This is a genomic window from Desulfovibrio sp. 1188_IL3213, from assembly GCF_036763145.1.
Classification (GTDB): domain Bacteria; phylum Desulfobacterota; class Desulfovibrionia; order Desulfovibrionales; family Desulfovibrionaceae; genus Desulfovibrio.
The window spans coordinates 1-1,062 of sequence record NZ_JBAIYR010000616.1 but is presented as its reverse complement, the minus strand read 5'-3'; the positions used below and the strand labels follow the sequence as shown (position 1 = coordinate 1,062).

The 1,062-nt window shown below is 60.2% G+C and carries 2 protein-coding genes; both read right to left on the bottom strand.

Annotation, left to right across the window (positions count from 1 at the left end):
- Positions 1–369 (bottom strand): complement resistance protein TraT (traT, locus tag V6C16_RS14050; protein ID WP_333543532.1); only part of this gene is annotated, 369 nt, incomplete at its 3' end.
- A 447-nt stretch (positions 370–816) separates the two neighbouring features.
- Positions 817–1,062: hypothetical protein (locus tag V6C16_RS14045; protein WP_333543531.1), on the bottom strand; the 246-nt coding region annotated here is incomplete at its 5' end.

The window sequence follows — 1,062 nt, the reverse complement described above, 5'->3', positions numbered from 1 at the left end:
GAGCGCAGAGGGCGTGTCGTAGCCTGCATCAACCATCTGCCGCAGGTGGGCCGGTTCCGTGTTTCCTGCCGACAGCACCGTAAGCTGCACGATGTACCCGGCTTCGCTGGGGTTGCCCACAATGGTGAACCCGCTGCGCTGCAGCCAGGATTCAGTCTGCGCGCGCAGACCGAAAACGCGGTTGGTATTGTCGCGCACGCTTACATAGACAGTGTCCGCAATGGCATCATCGTCCTGTGGCTCCTGCAGCTTGCCCGAGCGCAGCACTTCCAGCTTGTCCGGGTCAGCGGCCTGACGCACGCAGGCCGCAAGCGGCACAAGGCTCAGGCAAAGCAGCAGCGCAATAAAACGCAGTCCTTTCAACGTCATAAGAAAACCTCGATCCTTGCCGCCAGGGGCGCGGCCGGTATGGGATGCGAAAGCGCGGGGCTTTCGCTGTGGCTGTTTTTCCGGTCATTGCATTTTTCGGGCCGGTAAACACATCCGTAAAAAGTTTCTGTGCGGCAGGGCCGTGGGTCCGCAAGGGCGACCCGTCGCAAATCCTTGGTGTTCAGTATGTTTTGTGCGAAATTTCATATGCTTGCGGCAGAGATGCTTCGCTGCTTTTTGCAGGTTGCGGGCAACCTTTCAGGATATTCGGAATACGGCAACAAAATCTTACCCGGCTCAAACGCGCTGGTTTGGCTGGCGTGCAGCATGAGGAATCCGGGGGGATGGTCATTTTTCCGTCGGCAGGCATTGCCAACGGAAGGGCTTTGAGCCGCTGTCCGGCAAAAGCAATGCCCGTTGCGCTGTCCTGACAGGCCGTGGGCCTTGTCAGGGCTTTATGGCCTTGACAATTTCGCTGCTCAGTTTGTCCTCCAGGGCGGGAAGAATATCGTCGCGGCCCATGTTGGCGCCTTCAGCACTGACGCTTACCGCGTACATTTCCTGGGGTTGTTTGCCGTTGCGTCCAGCGCCCACACGGGCGCGCATGCCCCAGATATTGCTTGTGCCGCCGTCAAGCATGCTGACGCCAAGGCCCAGCAGCAGGCCGCCGCCCACGCCCCAGGCCGCGCCGCG